Source organism: Aliivibrio finisterrensis (genome assembly GCF_008933155.1).
Taxonomy (GTDB): Bacteria; Pseudomonadota; Gammaproteobacteria; order Enterobacterales; family Vibrionaceae; genus Aliivibrio; species Aliivibrio finisterrensis.
Genome location: NZ_WBVP01000003.1, coordinates 120,658 through 136,762 on the forward strand (window position 1 = coordinate 120,658; position 16,105 = coordinate 136,762).

Here is a 16,105-nt window from a genome sequence, read left to right on the forward strand (position 1 = left end):
CGTTTAGATAATGTTAGTTAATGCCGTCGACAACTTGTTAGATTACAAGGATTGTTAGGGATAACACGCCCTAGGTTATGCTTCGATATTCCAACGAAGTATTTTCTTTTGATGGCCCTATATATGTGAGGTCGAGATTTGGAACATTCGGTTAATTTGGATCGTATCCGTGCTGAGTATAATGTAAAGCACTGGAGCCAAGGTTTTTACGGTATTGATGATAATGGTGAAGTGTATGTTTCACCGCGTAGTGAATCTGATCATCAAGTCCCATTAAGTCATATTGTGAATCAATTAGAGCAGCGAAATATCGGATTGCCTGCTTTGGTTCGTTTTCCCCAAATCGTTCATCAGCGCGTACATAATATTTGTAATGCATTTAACCAAGCGATTGATGAATACCAATATGAAAACCATTACCTTCTTGTTTACCCAATTAAAGTAAACCAACAAAAAGAAGTGGTTGATGAAATTCTTGCAAGTCAGGCGCAATTAGAGCAAAAGCAATTAGGTCTAGAGGCGGGCAGTAAGCCTGAGCTATTAGCCGTACTAGCATTAGCTCAAAAAGCGAGTTCAGTTATCGTATGCAATGGTTATAAAGACCGTGAGTACGTTCGCTTAGCGCTGATTGGTGAGAAACTTGGTCACAGTGTTTTTATCGTTCTAGAAAAATTATCAGAATTAGATTTAGTTCTGTCTGAAGCAAAGGCATTAGGTGTTAAACCACGCCTTGGTTTGCGTATTCGTCTTGCCTCTCAAGGAGCAGGAAAATGGCAAGCAAGTGGTGGTGAAAAATCTAAATTTGGTTTGTCTGCCTCTCAAGTATTAACGGTAATTAATCGTCTAAAAGCAGAAGACCAACTAGATATTTTAGAGCTTGTGCATTTCCACCTTGGTTCACAAATGGCGAACATTCGTGATGTTCGTAATGGTGTGAGTGAAGCGGCTCGTTTTTACTGTGAATTACGTGATATTGGCGCAAAACTAAAATACCTCGATGTGGGTGGTGGTTTGGCGGTGGATTACGATGGTACTCGTAGCCAATCATCTAACTCTATGAACTACGGTTTGGCGGAATACGCGCGTAATATAGTGATGACTATTGGTGATATTTGTCAGCTTTACTCACAACCAATGCCAGTGATCATTTCTGAATCTGGACGTTCGTTAACGGCGCATCACGCCGTGTTAATTACTAACGTTATTGGTACAGAAAGCTACACGCCAGAAGCAATAGAAGCGCCTTGTGGTGATGATCCTTTGCTATTACATAATATGTGGCGTAACTTAGAGCAGTTAGAAAATGGTGGCGATGATCGCGCATTAATTGAGATTTATAACGATACTCAATGTGACGTAGCAGAAGCGCATAATCAGTTTGCGACAGGCATGATTAACCTGCAACACCGTGCATGGGCAGAGCAAATATCATTACGCATTAATTATGAATTAAGCGTAAAAATGAGCACTAAGAACCGTTACCACCGCCCAATTCTAGATGAATTGAGCGAGCGTTTAGCGGATAAATTCTTTGTGAACTTCTCTCTGTTCCAATCGTTACCAGATGCATGGGGTATTGATCAGGTCTTCCCTGTGATGCCATTAAGTGGTCTTGATAATGCGGATGAACATCGCGCAGTTGTACTGGATATTACGTGTGACTCAGACGGTACGATTGACCAATATGTTGATGGTCAAGGTATTGAAACCACACTGCCAGTCCCGGCTTGGAATCCAGATGAGCCTTATTTGATGGGCTTTTTCTTAGTGGGCGCATATCAAGAGATCTTGGGTGATATGCATAACCTATTTGGCGATACTCACAGCGTTGTTGTTAATGTTGATGAAAATGGTGAAGCAAATATCGATTACATCAATGAAGGCGATACCGTTGAAGATATGATGCGTTATGTGCATATTGATGTGGATTTGATCCGTCAAAATTATAGAGATATGGTAATAGCTAAAGTGTCACAAGAAGAACAGCAAAGCGTGCTTGAAGAGTTAGAGCAAGGCTTAATGGGTTACACTTATTTGGAGGATTTTTAATGAACGATTTATTTACTAAAAAAGATTATTCATTGTATTCAAATGCAATGACCTTCATGCGTCGTCCATTGGTACAAAATCCAGTTGATAACGATGCGGATATTGTTGTATTAGGTGCACCTTTCGACATGGCAACATCAGGTCGTCCTGGTGCACGTTTAGGTCCAGATGCGATCCGTCGTGTATCAGTAAATCTAGCGTGGGAAGGCAAAAAATTCCCATGGGATTTTAATGTATTTGAACACACTAAAGTGATTGATTCTGGTGATCTTGTCTTTGATACGGGCGATGCAGAAGATCTAACCGTTCGTCTTGAAGCGGCGGCGGATGCCATCCTAAATAGTGGAAAAACTCTGTTAGGTTTAGGTGGCGATCACTTTATCACACTTCCATTACTACGTTCTTACGCGAAAAAATACGGTGAGATGGCATTAATTCATTTTGATGCTCACACTGATACTTATAGCCATGGCAGCCGTTACGATCACGGTACCATGTTTTATCACGCACCAAACGAAGGCCTGATCTCACCAGAGCATTCTGTTCAGATTGGTATTCGTACTGAGTATAAAAAAGAAAATCACGGTTTTAATGTGATTAATGCAATGCAAGCCAATGACATGAGTGCAGATGCCATTATAGAGCAAGTAAAGGGTATTGTAGGTGACAAACCAGTATATCTAACGTTTGATATTGATTGTCTAGATCCTGCGTTTGCTCCGGGTACAGGCACACCAGTGTGCGGTGGTTTAAATTCAGATAAGGTTTTAAAAATTATCCGTGGTTTGCAAGGTATTAATATGGTCGGTATGGATGTAGTAGAAGTATCACCAGCTTACGATCAAAGCGAAATCACAGCATTAGCAGGTGCGACGATAGCTCTTGAATTGTTATATGTTTGGACTGCGAACCGTTTAAACAAATAAGCATTATAAAAGCTAAGTAAGATATATAAACCCGCTGAATGAAAGTTCAGCGGGTTTATTCTTTTCAGGATCCAGGATTTTTATTTAAAACAGCGAGATTGTGAAACTTGTGCTTTCTTGTTTATCGCTTGCATAACCGCGTTAGGATTGGCTTTATATAAACGATTTAAAGACGTCGCTGTTTTTAATTCTGTTTGCAAATATGACGTGTAATCTTTGAATGTATTCATCTGCTTAGAACCGTAACTTTGTTGGCATGACTGAACCCAATCAACATAATGGTTAAAAAATATTGAGGCATCTTTGGTTGGCATCGCCGTCATTAAATACGCCATATCTCGGCTGGTTTGAAAGTGCTGAAAATCAATGGGGGTATCCCAATAACCACCCCAGTAGATGAATCCATTTTTAGCAAAAATATGGATTACTCCTTCTGCAAACCCCTTTCTGTCATTTTTTCCTAAACGTTGTAACATTCGGTTTGAATATTCGTGGCCTTTTAATGGTTTGAATGTTGCGGTTCCCCATGATGTAAATTCAACAAATGGATTTTGTAACGGGTTAATATCAATAGCAACACCATAAGCATGTAAAGAGAGGGAAGATTTCCCTGCAATCGGTCGGTAGTTAAATGCTGAGGTGTTATTGGCATCCATGGATTTAACATCATTACCAGCGTAATACTCGATAGGTTTGGCTTGAGCTATTGGGAAGCCTTGCTGATACAAGGTATCAAAAATACGGTTAACATGAGGAGCTACAGCATCCAATACAACCAATTTACCTGTCGTTGTTTTTCCATCAAACGTGTAATGTTTAAAGGTGACATTACGTAAACGGTCACATTGAACTGGCGCTTTAGTCGACATAACGCCATTGCCGATCATGGCTTGGCATTGAGATGAACTAAGTGGAGTTACACTAGCCCAAAGTGGGGTGGAGAAAACAGCCATAGCCACTGCACTTATTATAGAGATTATTTTCATTTATTTAGAATACCTAACCATGAGCGGGGGAAATTATGTTATGTGTTGATAATAAATGCATAGCAGGACTATGGCAGTATTTATTTAGGGATTGAGAGTAAATAATGCACCATTTAGAATGGTGATCTCGCTTCAAAGTTACTTTTGTCGAATTTTGATCATCGATAGAAGGAGATTGGTAGACATCAACAAATACTAGGGATAAAATTTTGTTGATTTACTTAGGGATAAGTAATTATTCTCTTCATTATGCCATTGATGGCTTTTTTAGTTAATCAGGGAAAGATGCGTATCTGGATAAGTTTTAGTGTTAAAGAATATCCAGATGAGTATCTAATCCTTGTCGATATAGACGTAGGAGTATAGAGTCATAATGTCGAACAAATTCAAAACAGCAATTGCAACGTTTCGTGCTTTTCCTCGACGTATTCGCTGGAGTACGTATGCATTAAGTGCTTATCTTTTATATGCCGCATTGTTTGGTTTACTGGTTCCTTATATTGCTAAGCAGCAGGTTCCAGAGCACCTATCTAAACTCATAGAACGCCCAGTGATGTTAGCTGATGTGACGTTTAACCCTTTTACTCTTCAGTTAGATTTAGATCAGTTTTCTATCCAGAGCATTGAGTCTTCAGATTCTTTTGTCAGTTTTGAAAATGCCAGCATTCAAGTTAATTTTTGGGAGTCCATTTTTAATGCCGCTATCACAATTGAATATATTGCATTAGATAAGCCTTATATTGATATTGAACGCCTAAATAACACAGAACAGCTGGTATTTAATTTCAGTGATATTTTAGATGCCGTAAATCGCAATTGGGTTTCAGAAGAAAAGCCTGAACCCAAGATACAAGAGCCCACTGAACGCCATAAGGCACTATTCCCTGTACTGATTAAACAAACCACTCTAGCACAAGGTAATGTTCGCTTCGTTGATGGTGTTACAACAACAGAATTAGCGTATCCCGATATCAATTTCACGTTAGGTACGTTTTCTACTCAAGGCTTATTAACAGATGCAGAGCAAAAGAATAACTACCATGTACAAATTACCGATGCAGATTCGGGCAAGGTAGAGCTGAAAGGCCAAGTGCAATTAAAACCACTAGAAGTGGTTGGTGATATTAATGTTCAGCAGGTTCAATTACCACGCTTATGGAGCTTTATTGAAAAAGACATTATTGCCAAATTAACTTCGGGTAATGTGAATTTTTCATCGAACTATCATCTGGCTCAAACCATAGGTGATACCAAAAGTGATGATACGATGAGCATCACTAGCGACAATGGCCTATTCTCCATTCATAATCTAAATTTTAATGCAGAAGATAAATCTATTGTTTCTTTGCCTGATTTTTCAGTGAATGGCATAGCGGCGAATGTAGAGAAGCAAACCGTTAATATTGTTTCTGTTACTTCTCATGGCTTAAATGTGTCAGCAAAAGTAAACGATAAAGGGGCCGATCTTGTTACCTTATTTACCCCTAAATTTATTACAGAAGAGTCAAAAGAAAAGAAAGAAGAACCTGTAGAAAAAGAGCCAAAATCAACTGTTGATGCACCTTCATGGTTAGTGACACTTGATGGCGTAGAAATTAAAGACTATCAGTTAAACGTCGAAGAGAAAGTCATTACCAAAAAAGCTAATCAATGGCAGATATCTCCAATTAACTTAACGACAAGTCAGATTGTGAGTGATCTTTCTAAACCGATTGATTTTGATTTCTTTGCTTCAGTAAATAGCAAAGGTGATATCAGGGTTAAAGGTCAAGCCGATGCCAAACAACAAGCCGTATTGGCTGATATTGATGTTAAATCATTGAAGTTAGAACAATTCCAACCTTATTTAGCAACCGCTGTAAATGCAACCTTAACCAAAGGGGAAGTGAGTACGCAAGCTAAGTTAGACGCCAATGCAAAAGGTAACGTTGAGGTTAGCGGTGGTGTTCAAGTAAATCATCTTTCGATTCGTGACAATAAACTAAGAAAACCGTTCGTAAAGTGGCGCTCATTAGCGGTCAATAAGTTTGATTTTGATTTGCAAAAAAACAAATTAGCAGTCGATACGTTAAGTTTACGCCAACCTTATGCGAGAGTGGTGATCAATAAAGACCGAACCACCAATATTGGCGACTTAATTGTGACACAGCCGAAAGTCCAAAAATCGACAACAACATCCAAGAAAAAGGATACAAAACCGTTTGATTTGAGAGTTAGAAAAATTGCGTTCAATAATGGTTCAGCATTCTTTGCAGATAACTCCCTTACGCCGAATTTCTCTTCAGGCATTGAGCAATTAAAAGGCAATATCGGCCATGTATCGAGTATTCCAGGTACAAAAGCAACGGTTGATATCAGCGGTAATATTGAAAGATACGCACCGGTAAAAGTGAAGGGCGAAATAAATCCATTGCTTAAACAGCCTTACTTGGATCTTGATGTCATATTCCAAAGTGTAGAACTAACCACGGTAAACCCTTACTCTGGCACGTACGCAGGTCATTACATTGATAAAGGCCAATTAACGCTAGCGCTTAACTATAAATTAGAAAACAACCAATTAAAGGGTGAGAATCACGTAATTATCGATCAATTACAGTTAGGTAAAGCCAGTGACAGTGATTTAGCAACTTCACTACCGTTAGAGTTAGCGATCGCTTTATTGCAAGATAACGATGGAGTGATTGATTTGGGGGTTGAAGTAACTGGAGATGTAAATGACCCTGAGTTTAGCCTTGGTGCGGTGATTTGGAGCACTATTTCAAACATTATAACTAAAGCAGTAACTGCGCCATTCTCGTTTATTGCAGGCCTTGCAGACTCAGATGAAGAATTGAATGTGATTGCGTTTAAATTTGGTGCGAATACGTTAACGACTGAAGAGCAAGATAAGTTAAAAACACTGGGTACTGCACTAGAAACTCGTCCGAAGTTAAAGCTAACCGTTGGAGGAGCAGTCAATGCACCAGAAGACAGTAAAGCGTTAGCCCTAACGCAATTTAATCAACGTCTAGCAGATTCTGCACAGATAATGATCACCGAGTTACCCACAAACTTGACTGCGAGTACAATGCCTACAACAGGTAAGTTATCGGAAGCTCTACAACAGCTGTATAAGCAAGAGTTTAATGAAAAGGCAAATGTAGTAGAAAACAGAATAGAAGACGAGGAAGATAAAAAAGGCGTAGAGTTAACAGATGAAGAGTTAGCGAAACGTTGGCATATTGCGTTATATAACTTGGTACTAAATAAGCAAGAGGTCTCACAAGCACAGTTAGGGCAATTAGCTCAAAAACGTGCTCAAGCAGTAAAAGCCTATTTGGTTGATATCGTTAAAGTTGATGCATCTCGTGTATTTTTACTTGATAGCCGATTCGATATTGAGCAAGACACGAGTAGCGTATTGCTAACACTTGAAGCTAAGTAACCTCAAGTCCAATAGTTACTGGGATTGATTCAGTGAGATAGAAAAATGGCGACCAAATGAATCTGGTCGCCATTTTTATTTGTTATGCAGTCTATTTTTTAGAACGGCATTGGGTACTTTTTAAAGACTAGATTAATATCTGAAATAGCTTCGTCACTTAGTGGTTTTGAAAAAGCGTCAATGTCTTCTTTTAATTGCTCTAGAGAAGTAGCACCAATAATGGTTGATGTAACGCCATCTACTTGGTCACACCATGCTAATGCAAGCTGACAAGGCGTATAACCGTGTTTTTCTGCCACTTGCATATACGCTCGTACTGCTTCATTTGCCACCAGTGTATCTCGAAAAAGACCATTACGCTGTGAGAACGTCCAACGGCTGCCTTCTGGCATCTTTCCATCTAAGTATTTGCCACTTAACATACCGCCCGCTAATGGTGACCACGGCAAATAGGCCACCTCTTCATGAATGCAGTTTTCGATTAAATAAGGCCAATCTTTAGCGTGTAATAAACTGAATTCATTTTGAATTGATACCATTCTTGGTAAATCGTATTTAGCACTCAGTTTAAGGTAAGTGTTGATGCCCCAAGGTGTGTCGTCTGATAATCCGATATGACGGATCTTACCTGCTTTAACACATTCATTTAATGCTTGTAAGATCTCAAGCATATCGGCTTCTTCTTTCTTCGCATCAAAATCACTGAACTTGAATTGGTTAGGAAAATGCTTACCAAAATGTGGAGAAGTACGGTTCGGCCAATGCAGCTGGTAAAGATCAATATAATCCGTTTGTAAACGAGCAAGTGATGCATCAACTGCAGCAATGACGGCTTCACCTGTAATCGGTGCCCCTTCACGAACCCAAGGTAATCCCGGACCTGCGATTTTAGAAGCTAAGATAATCTCTTTACGTCGTTCTGGATTTGTCGCTAACCAATGACCAATAATGGTTTCTGTTTTTCCGTAGGTCTCAGGCGAGGGTGGCACCGAATACATCTCAGCCGTATCAATGAAATTAATACCTTGGCTAAGTGCATAGTCAATTTGTTGATTGGCATCTTCTTGATTGTTTTGCTTTCCCCAGGTCATGCTACCTAAGCAGATACGAGAGACAGAGAGATTGCTGCTGCCAAGTGTTGAGTATTCCATTTGAGAAGGTTCCTTTATTTGATTTTTATTAGATCATTGGTCTAGAAAACGTACCAATACTTTCCCTTCTTTTGAAATATTATATTTGAGGGTCAGTTGTAACGTGATGGTAACTGATATTGTCAGCATAACAAAAATAGCGATTAAAATAAGTAATTGGTATTTAATGGCAACCATTGGGTTTACCCCGCCTAAAATTTGACCTGTCATCATGCCAGGCAGGGTGACTAAGCCCATCGTAGCCATTGATGCCATGATAGGAGCAAAAGCCTTTTGCATCGCAGAGCGAACAAAAGGGAGGGTGGCATAACGAGGCGATGCGCCAAGAGCGATGGCCGCATGGTATTCACTCTCACGCTCTTTAAATGCGGTGAATAAGTTTTGCAATGCAATGATGTTTCCACTGAGACTATTACCCAATAACATTCCAGCCAAAGGGATCACATATTGAGCACTATAAAGTGGTGTTGGTTGAATAATCACAGCGCTAAGTAAAATAACTAAAGGTGAGAGCCCAACCAATAACCCCGTTGCAACAGGAAACAGTAATCGTTTTTTAGGGAGTTTAGCTTTAGAGATGATAGAGCTAGAGCCTATGCCTATCATTAAAATAATCCAAAGTGTATTCAGTAGTGGATTATTCAGCTGGAAAACAAACTCAAGATAAAGACCAATAAAAACCAGTTGTGCCACCATACGAAACACACTAATACCGAGCTCTTTAGCAAGATCCAATTGGTTAATGCGATTAATGGTAAAGGGAATAATGAGAGTGAGGCTAAATAGCCCCATCAATGCCCAACTGATGTCTAAGGATTCTTGCATGCATTTTTCCTAAAGGGGTTAATTAACGTTATTTGAACATAAAAAAACCGCTGATGTCAGCGGTTTTTGTTATTTATGAATTTAGTTAAAGCATATTAATTAACTTACAGAGTTCGTACAACACGGAAACCTGTGTAGTTAGCGCTTGTCGATGGATTTAGCTCTAGAGATTCATACGCTTTTGCTTTTGTTGGTGCAAAGCTCCATGCGCCGCCACGAACAACACCTGATTTAGTGTTTGTCCATTCCCAAACATTACCTGCAGTATCATAGATACCGTAAGGGTTTGCGCCAAAGCTACCTACAGGAGAAGTTGACTTGTTTGCCCAAGATGAACCACCCCAACCCGTGTTTGCGTTGCCTGAGCCAATGTCAGAGCCCCACCAGTATGCTTCTTTACTTCCAGCCCGTGCAGCTACTTCCCACTGTGTTTCAGAAGGCAGTGCGTAAGTAAAACCAGTTTGTTTGGTTAACCAGTTTGCGTAGGTTTCTGCATCTTTTTTAGAAATACATACTGCCGGTGCATTTTTAGATTGTTCAAATCCAGGTTTACGCCAGTTTTGGTTTTGGTGACGTTTTGTTTCACCACCATTAATAGCATTACAACCGGCACCTTTTTCTGCTTCAGTAATATAGCCTGAGCTAGCAACAAACGCATCAAACTGATTAACGGTTACAGGGGTAGCAGCAATAGAGTAGGCTGTTGAAATAGTTACGTCTTTTGCTGCATCTTTACCAATGTGGTAATTACCAGAACCAATCACAACCATTTGTGGTGCTAATTGATTATTGCTTAAACTGTCAGCAAATTTCTTGCCTGGCTTTGGGCGATTTTCCTGAAGTTTCAAGTCAGCCCATACCGTCATGTCTTTAGATAGTGACATTTGACGACTGTATGGTTCAAAGCCTGACTTCTCCACGGTAATCTGGTGCTGACCGGCAGGTAACATAACATCTACAGGTGTGCTGCCGTAGTTTACGCCATTAACAGTTACGTTATCTTCATGACGGTTAGAGCGAATGGTAATACCAACCCATTTCTTCTCTTTTTTGATTTTTTCGTTTGATGATTGTGCTGTGCCATCTTCAATACAGTAACGGTTTTCTAGCCCCAATAATTGACATGCTGCTATTGTGTCTGGACGAGCACGTAATGAAGCTTGCAGCTTAGTTGTGTAGCGATTGCTTCCATTAAATCCACTGTCAATAATTGCACTATCTAATACGTGGATATTTAACGATACATTATTTACGTGTTGTTTTACTGTTTCAGCTTCAGTAAAGCCGTTGATCAACTGTTGCTGAAAGTTGTTAACAGCCTTTTGCATGCTTAGAGTTTTACCTTGGCTTGAACATGCGCTTAATGTCATCGACATCTTACAAGTAATCGTATGAACTACATCTAATGAATCTTGAGTTGCTAGTTCTTCTTGTAGGCGAAGTACACGAGCTTCTTGACGAGATTCACCAAGAATTTCAAGTTCGTCTAATGCACGTTGTCTTTTAGTGCTGTTTGCTTTTAACACTCGAGTTTGTTCTTGAATATCCTGCTGAATGGATAATTTAGCGACTTGGTTCTCTTTTACTTCTTTCCAAGAGTCTTGGTATTGCTTTTGGAAAGGAGTGATATCTAGATCAGGATCATTAATCATTCGATTGTATTGCTCATCTAAATTACGTTGAGCAAGTTTGCGTTTAGAATCCAATTGTGTTGCTTTTTTATCTAAAGTATCACTTTGATTACGCAATTCACGAAGACGACCTTGATCATTAACCACTGTGTTTTCTAGTTGCTTAACTTCATCACGTTTGTGAGTCAGTTTAATATCAATAGAAGCAACAGAATCAATAGTAGGCGTTATTGATTGAGTGTCGGTATTAGCAAGCGCAACAGAGGTAAAAAGCGCCGGCGATAACAGTAGTGCTAGAGCGGGTAGTCCTTTACGGTTCATAATTTTTCTGCTTTTAATAATAGACATAAATAATTTTTTTTGTAATAAATTCATAAAAATTAACCCATCTCCGCACCGCAGATTGAAGAACGTGATATTGCATTTGTTCTTCTTCATTTAGTGAGGGCTAATCGTATATTGATACTGATCTACATACTTCACTTTAATCATACCAACCTATCGCCAATTATCTGTTCAGTGGCTTCTTTAAGGTTGGAGCAAATGATTTATGCAGATAAGTATCTGTTATTCATAGTTTTGACGCCATCCTAAAGGAAGCAATTTTTATACCAACCTTTTGTGTTTGAATGCGTCAAAGATAATCTTAACTTGATCATCGTTTCTATCTGATAGAACAATGATCAAGTTTAAAAATAAGAAAATGGATTATTTATCATTTATCGATTAATTAATTTGTTGTTAATAAAGGTTTTTTTAATTTGCTTAGCGCGCTATCCTGAAGTGAGAAAATTGAAATGACATTGGCTGTATTATCTTAATTCATGATCATGCTTTCGAATGACCATTATCAATAGATTGTTTTTATGATCTTGGTTACACTCTTGTTCATTAGTAATATCAGTGATTAATGGATTTATCATGCAAATGGATTGGATTTTCCCTACACAAATTATCATGCTGCCTGAAGAAAGAGATCTGCATTCGCATGAATATCATCAGCTAGTGATTGGCTTAAAAGGGCAAGCGGAATTTGAAATTAATGATAAAAGCAGCATGATTTATTCTGGTAAGGTGGGAGTTATTCCTGCTAATTTCAAGCATGCTTTTTCAAGTTTGTATCAAGCCGAAGTGTTAGTACTTAATTTTCCTCAGTTTTTTGGGAATGACGAATTGGCAAAGAGGGTAAATGAGCTCTTTGTCGATTGTGGTTATTACCAGTTAGATGTTCAGATTCAAAATTTAATACAGCTGTTGGTATGTGAAATTCAAGCTAGCGTTGATGATCACCTTTTAAATAAAGCATGCAGTGACACGATAATTTCGCTGCTCCACCGTCATTTAATTGATGAAAATACAGAGAAAAAGATTAAACGTTTGAATCAAGAAGTGATCGACAATTTTATAACGCATCATATTGGAAGTAAGATCACGATTTCGCAGTTATCAAGCACAGTTTTTCTTGGAGAGAGTCAATTTTACGCCATTTTTAAGCAAGAGTTCGGAATTACACCGCATAAATATATTGTTGAAAAGCGTATTCAATATGCAAAAACATTGCTTGAAACAAGTCAATTTACGGTAGGTGAAATTGCTCAACAAACTGGTTTTTCAAATCAAAGTGCTTTTAGTCATGCCTTCATGAAGCATACTGGAGGCGCTCCAAGTAAATATCGTCAATTACATGTAAGTGTTAAGTAGCTACCTCTAGAGGGGTACTTGTTCTTAAGTCCATATTTAAATTTTACTTTATTCGTAACTAAAAATTACCGCCTTTGTTCTCACTTTGTAACCGCATGGACGATTTAGCAATTAAATCGGAGTTTTTGACAAGTATTTATTGTAAATAGGAAATAGACTCTTTCGCAACTTGCTTTAATAATAAAAAAACCAGTAGAAGCATAATCGTTTAGTTAATCATGTCAGATAATTAGAGGAAACAGGTATGTTTCATGCGAAAGATGTATTGTCTTCATCCATTATTAATCACTCTTTACCTACGTTATGGTCGGCCATTTCTCCCATTTATATGGTAGATGAAGCTCAATGGTTAAAAGAGCTTATCCCACTAGCTCAACCGAGTGAGCAAGAAGCCAACATGATGAGAGATCAGGCGGCTCAACTTATTCAACGTGTCCGTAATGATAAGCAAGCTGTGCAAATGATTGATGCGTTGTTATTAGAATACAGCCTAGATACTAAAGAAGGCATATTATTGATGTGTCTTGCTGAAGCCTTAATGCGTATTCCTGATGCAGAAACGGCCGATGCACTTATTCGTGATAAGTTAAGTGTTGCTGATTGGAAATCACATCTTAAAAATTCAGATTCGACGTTTGTAAATGCCTCAACGTGGGGATTATTGCTGACGGGTAAAGTCGTCAGTATGGACGTAAAAGCAGATGGTTCACCTTCTAATGCCATTAGCCGTTTAGTCAATAAATTCTCAGAGCCTGTGATCCGTCAAGCCATGAACCAAGCGATGAAGATCATGGGACACCAATTTGTATTGGGCAGAACCATTGAAGAAGCGCAGAAAAAAGGTAAGGCGATGCGCGAGAAGGGCTATACCTACTCCTTTGATATGCTTGGTGAAGCAGCATTAACCCAATCAGATGCTCATAAGTATTTTAAAGATTACATCATGGCGATAGAAAGTGTAGGCCGTGCCGCGAGTATTGCTGGCTCACCAGATCCTACTGTATCTATTAAGCTATCCGCATTGCATCCTCGCTATGAAATGGCGAATAAAGTTCGCGTGATGGGGGAGATGTGCGACACGGTTCTTAAATTGCTTGAGCGTGCGCGTGAATTGGATGTTGGTATCACGATTGATGCAGAAGAGATGGATCGTTTAGAGCTTTCTTTAGCGTTATTTGAAAAGTTATATCGCAGCGACATTGTCAAAGGCTGGGGTAAATTTGGCATTGTAGTGCAAGCGTACTCTAAGCGTGCGTTGCCAGTTCTCGTTTGGTTAACGGCACTCGCAAAAGAGCAGGGTGATATGATCCCACTTCGTTTAGTGAAAGGTGCTTATTGGGATACTGAACTTAAAATATCTCAACAATTTGGTTTTGCACGTTACCCTGTGTTTACACGTAAAGAAGCGACGGATGTTTCTTATTTAGCCTGCGCGCGCTATTTATTAAGTGGTCATGTAAAGGGCAACATCTTTCCGCAATTTGCTAGCCATAACGCACATACTGTTGCAGCGATATCATCAATGGCAACCCATGATGAATTTGAATTTCAACGACTTCATGGTATGGGAGATGCGTTATATGATCATGCAATGGCGATGTTTAATCGCAATGTTCGCATTTACGCTCCAGTGGGAAGCCATAAAGATCTACTGCCTTATTTAGTGCGTCGTTTACTTGAAAATGGTGCAAACAGCTCGTTTGTTCACCGTTTAGTTGATGCCAATTGCCCAATAGACAACCTGACTGAACATCCTGTTGATGCGCTATTAGCTTGCCCTTCTCTAGAGAATCAATTGATCCCATTGCCACCTCAAATTTTCTCGGATCGTAAAAATTCATACAGTATTAATTTAGATGTAGAGAGTGAAGCTCAGCCGTTTGAAGCATTGGTTAAAGAGCAGATGACTACGTATTGGCAAGGTGGTCCAATCGTTAACAATAGCCGTTATTACGAAAGCATGATCAAGGATAATGCTGCTGACTTACACAAGATTACTTCGCCATATGACAGGCGTAATAATGTTGGTTCATTAGTATGGAGCTCTGAAGAGCAAGTCTCAGACGCATTGACTATTGCTCATGATTACTTTCCAACATGGCAGAGTACGCCAGTATCAGAACGTGCTGAGTACTTAGACTTATTGGCGAATAAACTTGAAGAAAACATGCCAGAGTTGGTTGCTTTATGTCATAAAGAAGCAGGGAAAACCATCCATGATAGTATTGATGAAGTGCGTGAAGCGGTGGATTTTTGTCGTTATTACGCCGTTCAAGCCAAACTGAATTTCGCCACCCCTGAAACCATTGTTGGTTTTGACGATGTCTCGCACCAAATTGCGCGTCAAGGTCGTGGTGTCTTTGTATGTATTAGCCCTTGGAATTTCCCATTAGCAATTTTCCTAGGTCAAGTTACGGCAGCACTCGTTGCAGGTAACACCGTGATTGCAAAACCGGCAGAGCAAACATCATTAATCGCGGTTCGAGCGATGGAGATGCTATTAGAGACAGGCATTGCGCCACAAGCGGTTCACTTATTACCTGGGGATGGTAAAACGGTTGGTGCGCCATTAACCTCAGATCATCGTGTAGCAGGGGTTGCCTTCACAGGTTCAACGGAAACCGCGCAATTAATTAATCGCACTTTAGCCAATCGAACCTTTGAAGGTAATGGCGTAGCTCCGGTGCCTTTTATCGCTGAAACGGGTGGTCAAAACGCAATGATAGTCGACAGTACTGCACTGCCTGAACAAGTGGTGCGTGATGTCATGCGATCTGCATTTGCATCTGCTGGTCAACGTTGTTCTGCACTGCGAGTGTTGTTTGTTCAACAAGACATCGCAGACAGAATTATTAATTTAATCAAAGGGGCAATGGTTGAACTAAACGTTGGTTTACCTGAACTGCATTGCACGGATGTTGGTCCTGTTATCGATTTAAAAGCCAAAGAGAAGTTGCTCGCGCATATTGAAAAAATGACATTAGAGGGCAAATTGGTTGCTCAAGCTGAGTTACCAGATTGGTCTGAAAAAGGGGATTTTGTACCGCCAAGTGCGTTTGAAATTGACTCCATTAGCCAATTAGAAAATGAGCAATTTGGTCCTATTCTTCATATTGTGCGCTTTAAAGCCAGTAAGATTGATAAGGTGGCTTCTGACATCAACTCAACAGGGTTTGGTTTAACCCTGGGGATTCATAGTCGTAATGAAGTGACATACACGCGAATTGAGAAAAACATCAAGGTGGGTAACTGCTATATCAATCGTGATCAAGTTGGTGCGGTCGTTGGAGTTCAACCATTTGGTGGCCAAGGGTTATCGGGTACAGGACCAAAAGCGGGTGGGCCTCGTTATTTATTCCGGTACACCCAAGCACAACAAATTTCCCCTGCTATTGGAGCTAAATGAGAA

9 protein-coding genes are annotated in these 16,105 nt (G+C 39.6%); 5 read left to right on the top strand and 4 right to left on the bottom strand.

Going from position 1 to position 16,105, the window contains the following annotated elements; genetic code table 11:
• The first annotated feature begins 138 nt into the window (after positions 1-138).
• Positions 139-2,049 (top strand): biosynthetic arginine decarboxylase, encoded by a 1,911-nt coding sequence (gene speA / locus F8B77_RS03785; protein ID WP_151653853.1) that lies wholly within the window; start codon positions 139-141, stop codon positions 2,047-2,049.
• Positions 2,049-2,975, top strand: coding sequence for an agmatinase (gene speB / locus F8B77_RS03790; protein ID WP_151653855.1), 927 nt, complete (start codon positions 2,049-2,051; stop codon positions 2,973-2,975). Before speA ends, speB begins: the two co-directional genes overlap by 1 nt.
• An 80-nt stretch (positions 2,976-3,055) precedes the next feature.
• On the opposite strand, the gene F8B77_RS03795 is transcribed toward speB, so the two are convergent.
• Positions 3,056-3,928, bottom strand: coding sequence for a M15 family metallopeptidase (locus F8B77_RS03795; protein ID WP_425277979.1), 873 nt, complete (start codon positions 3,926-3,928; stop codon positions 3,056-3,058).
• Positions 3,929-4,334: 406 nt separating this feature from the next.
• Between F8B77_RS03795 and F8B77_RS03800 the strand changes: the two genes are divergently transcribed.
• Positions 4,335-7,388 (top strand): DUF748 domain-containing protein, encoded by a 3,054-nt coding sequence (locus F8B77_RS03800; RefSeq protein WP_151653859.1) that lies wholly within the window; start codon positions 4,335-4,337, stop codon positions 7,386-7,388.
• A 98-nt stretch (positions 7,389-7,486) separates the two neighbouring features.
• Here F8B77_RS03800 and F8B77_RS03805 read toward each other — a convergent pair whose 3' ends face one another.
• From F8B77_RS03805 to F8B77_RS03815, 3 genes are all read right to left on the bottom strand, one after another.
• Entirely contained in the window at positions 7,487-8,539 is a 1,053-nt protein-coding gene (locus tag F8B77_RS03805; RefSeq protein WP_151653861.1) for an aldo/keto reductase, read from the bottom strand.
• 33 nt (positions 8,540-8,572) lie between these two features.
• Complete coding sequence (locus F8B77_RS03810; RefSeq protein WP_151653862.1) at positions 8,573-9,364, bottom strand: ABC transporter permease; 792 nt, start codon at positions 9,362-9,364, stop codon at positions 8,573-8,575.
• A gap of 104 nt (positions 9,365-9,468) precedes the next feature.
• Complete coding sequence (locus tag F8B77_RS03815) at positions 9,469-11,316, bottom strand: SUMF1/EgtB/PvdO family nonheme iron enzyme (RefSeq protein ID WP_167512752.1); 1,848 nt, start codon at positions 11,314-11,316, stop codon at positions 9,469-9,471.
• 600 nt (positions 11,317-11,916) lie between these two features.
• Between F8B77_RS03815 and F8B77_RS03820 the strand changes: the two genes are divergently transcribed.
• Positions 11,917-12,696, top strand: coding sequence for a helix-turn-helix transcriptional regulator (locus F8B77_RS03820; RefSeq protein WP_167512753.1), 780 nt, complete (start codon positions 11,917-11,919; stop codon positions 12,694-12,696).
• Between the two features lie 244 nt (positions 12,697-12,940).
• Positions 12,941-16,102: a bifunctional proline dehydrogenase/L-glutamate gamma-semialdehyde dehydrogenase PutA gene (gene putA / locus F8B77_RS03825; RefSeq protein ID WP_151653864.1), complete on the top strand. Its 3,162-nt coding sequence runs from the start codon at positions 12,941-12,943 to the stop codon at positions 16,100-16,102.
• The last annotated feature ends 3 nt before the right edge of the window (positions 16,103-16,105 follow it).

Excerpts from the sequence above, each read along its gene's own strand:
- F8B77_RS03820 (WP_167512753.1), top strand. The coding sequence starts at position 11,917 with ATGCAAATGGATTGGATTTTCCCTACACAAATTATCATGCTGCCTGAA.
- F8B77_RS03795 (WP_425277979.1), bottom strand. The coding sequence starts at position 3,928 with ATGGCTGTTTTCTCCACCCCACTTTGGGCTAGTGTAACTCCACTTAGT.
- speB (WP_151653855.1), top strand. The coding sequence starts at position 2,049 with ATGAACGATTTATTTACTAAAAAAGATTATTCATTGTATTCAAATGCA.
- F8B77_RS03800 (WP_151653859.1), top strand. The coding sequence starts at position 4,335 with ATGTCGAACAAATTCAAAACAGCAATTGCAACGTTTCGTGCTTTTCCT.
- putA (WP_151653864.1), top strand. The coding sequence starts at position 12,941 with ATGTTTCATGCGAAAGATGTATTGTCTTCATCCATTATTAATCACTCT.
- F8B77_RS03805 (WP_151653861.1), bottom strand. The coding sequence starts at position 8,539 with ATGGAATACTCAACACTTGGCAGCAGCAATCTCTCTGTCTCTCGTATC.
- F8B77_RS03810 (WP_151653862.1), bottom strand. The coding sequence starts at position 9,364 with ATGCAAGAATCCTTAGACATCAGTTGGGCATTGATGGGGCTATTTAGC.
- F8B77_RS03815 (WP_167512752.1), bottom strand. The coding sequence starts at position 11,316 with ATGAACCGTAAAGGACTACCCGCTCTAGCACTACTGTTATCGCCGGCG.